Origin of the sequence: Mycobacterium sp., from assembly GCF_050701675.1 — a bacterium.
GTDB lineage: Bacteria > Actinomycetota > Actinomycetes > Mycobacteriales > Mycobacteriaceae > Mycobacterium.
In genome coordinates this window covers 1-2,251 of the sequence record NZ_JBOGDD010000391.1, presented here as the reverse complement: position 1 = coordinate 2,251, position 2,251 = coordinate 1, and the positions used below count along the sequence as shown (strand labels likewise).

The following is a 2,251-nucleotide window of genomic DNA, read 5'->3' as shown; positions in this document are numbered from 1 at the left end:
CCACCTGGACGCTGTCCAACCACGACGTCGAGCGGGAAGTCAGCCGGTACGGAGGCGGCGATGAGGGGCTCGCCAAGGCCAGGGCGATGGCGTTGGTGATGCTGGCGCTGCCGGGTGCCGTGTTCGTCTACAACGGCGAGGAGCTCGGCCTGCCCAACGTCGAGCTCCCCGACGAAGCCCTGCAGGACCCCGTGTGGGCACGATCCGGATACGAGGAGCGCGGCAGGGATGGCTGCCGGGTGCCGATCCCGTGGTCGGGCGACGCGCCACCGTTCGGCTTCTCGGAATCGACCGACGTGTGGCTGCCGATGCCGCCCGAATGGGCCGCCCTCACGGTCACCGCACAGGAGCGCGACTCCGACTCGACGCTCGGGCTCTTTCGTCGTGCGATCGAACTGCGCCACGAACGGCAGTCGATCGGCAGTGCCGTCGAGTTCCTCGACTCACCACCGGACGTGGTGATCCTTCGAGGCGACGACGGCGTGACGTGCGTGCTCAACGCGGGACCCTCACCGGTCCCGCTCCCCCGCGGAGATCTGCTGATCGCGAGCGCCGCCGTCGTCGATGGCGAGCTTCCACCCGCCGCCGCGGCCTGGGTGCGCTAACGCAGGACGACGGCGGGGTCACCGCGGCGGCGGTACACGGTGCCGAACCGGGCGTCCACGCGAAGCCACGTCGGCAGTACCCGCACGCGCACCACCTCGTCGGCCGCCACCGACTCGGGCGCGAACTGGTCGGTGGTCTTCGCCTGCGGGAGGAAACCCATTGCCGTCAAGGCGAATACACACCGCATCGGGATGCCGACGCTGGCGTCACCCGAGCTGACCGCGACCACTTCCTGATCCAGCAGCGACGCGGGCGGGCCGTGGGCACTTCCGTACTCCTTGGCCAGTGAGACACCGCGCTGCGCCAGGTCGAGCACGACCCTGGCGGGCACGTCGTCGAGGTGGACGAAACCGGTCTGCGGCGGCAGCATCCCACGCCACGCCGAATCCATCGCGAAACCCGGCTCCACGAATCCGGAGTGGTCCATGGCGGGCAGCGCCATGGCGAGCCCGTCGGCACCGACGGACAGATCGGCGGGTTTGACCCGTCCACCCACCACCCTGCTCGCGAGGACGTCGAAACCCGTTGCCACCCAAGCGACGACGTGTCCGGCATCGCGTTCGCGCAACCGGATGACGCTGGCGTCGTCGAGGCGAATCGCCCGTTCGACGAACGTCGCCAGGTCCTCGCGGTGCGCCGCATCGTCGAGCCAGAGCCCGCGGTCTCCCCCGCCAGCGGGGCCAGCGTTGCCGCCGAGAACGCTCATCGCTGGTAGCGCTGGAGGTACTCCCGGTGGTGCGGCGCCAGCCGAACCAGGCGCTGCTCCTCGATGTGAAACGCCGCCAACTGCGACTCGGCGACGACCGCCGGTTTGGAGTCCGGATCCGCCAGCACCGACCGCACCTCGTAGCCGAGCGTGAAGTCCACCGCGCGCAAGCGGTTGACCCAGATCGTCACCTGCAGAGGGGAATCCGCGAGTCGCAGCTGCCCCTTGTAGGTCACCTTGACCTCGGCGATCAACAACCCGGTGGTGTCGAAGTCTCCTGCGAACGGCTCGGTGAGGAAGGGCACCCGCGCTTCCTCGAGGATCGTCACCATCGTGCCGTGGTTGACGTGCTGATACATGTCGATGTCGGACCAGCGCACCGGCACCGGCGTGGTGAACCGTTCCGTCACCCCGACGTTCCCGTCCCACTGGTTCTGGTCATGCTGCGGATCTGACGTGCCGCCACCGACAGCGTCGCCAGATCCTTCTCGCCGTCCTCGTAGATCTCGGCGAGGGTACGACGAGCCCTGGTCACGCGGGAGCTGTTGGACAGCTCCCACTCCTCGATCTTCTGATCGGCGGTCTCGTCCGGCTCGCCCACGGCGAGCACGTCGAGGCACAGCGCACGCAGCGAGCCGTAGATGTCGTCGCGAATGGCCAAGCGCGCCAGAGAATGCCACCGATCGTCGCGGGCCAGACGCGATACCGCGGTGAGCAGACTATCGCCCTCGAGGTGGTCGATCAACGCGAAGTAGGTGTCGGCCACTTCGACGGGATCACGGTCGACGATGTCGGAGATGTCGATGACGTCCAGCAGGCTGTACTGATACAACCCGGTCGCCACCATCATCGCCAGCTCCTCGGGCACGCCCTGAGCCATGAACTCCGCCGAATCCTTCGCCACGATGGCACGGTCGTCGCCGCGCAGCCACTCCGACA

At 68.2% G+C, this 2,251-nt stretch carries 3 protein-coding genes and 1 pseudogene; 1 reads left to right on the top strand and 3 read right to left on the bottom strand.

Features of this window, described 5'->3' with window-relative positions; translation table 11 throughout:
- Positions 1–605, top strand: a 605-nt coding sequence (locus ACRDUX_RS11895; RefSeq protein ID WP_526414102.1) for an alpha-amylase family glycosyl hydrolase, incomplete at its 5' end; no start/stop codon positions are given.
- Here ACRDUX_RS11895 and ACRDUX_RS11890 read toward each other — a convergent pair.
- From ACRDUX_RS11890 to ACRDUX_RS11880, 3 genes and pseudogenes are all read right to left on the bottom strand, one after another.
- On the bottom strand, positions 602–1,312 hold the full coding sequence (locus ACRDUX_RS11890; RefSeq protein ID WP_526414100.1) for a DUF8010 domain-containing protein: 711 nt from the start codon (positions 1,310–1,312) through the stop codon (positions 602–604). The two genes, ACRDUX_RS11895 and ACRDUX_RS11890, sit on opposite strands and share 4 nt — an antisense overlap.
- Positions 1,309–1,722 carry an acyl-CoA thioesterase gene (locus ACRDUX_RS11885; protein ID WP_526414098.1) on the bottom strand — a complete coding sequence of 138 codons (414 nt, stop codon included), beginning with the start codon at positions 1,720–1,722 and terminating at the stop codon, positions 1,309–1,311. Before ACRDUX_RS11885 ends, ACRDUX_RS11890 begins: the two co-directional genes overlap by 4 nt.
- Positions 1,719–2,251 (bottom strand): annotated as a pseudogene (locus tag ACRDUX_RS11880) (NAD-glutamate dehydrogenase); the annotation flags it as partial. The pseudogene ACRDUX_RS11880 and the gene ACRDUX_RS11885, both read right to left, overlap by 4 nt.

What these genes read in the sequence shown, in the direction of transcription:
- ACRDUX_RS11890 (WP_526414100.1), bottom strand. Translation starts at nt 1,312, where the DNA reads ATGAGCGTTCTCGGCGGCAACGCTGGCCCCGCTGGCGGGGGAGACCGC.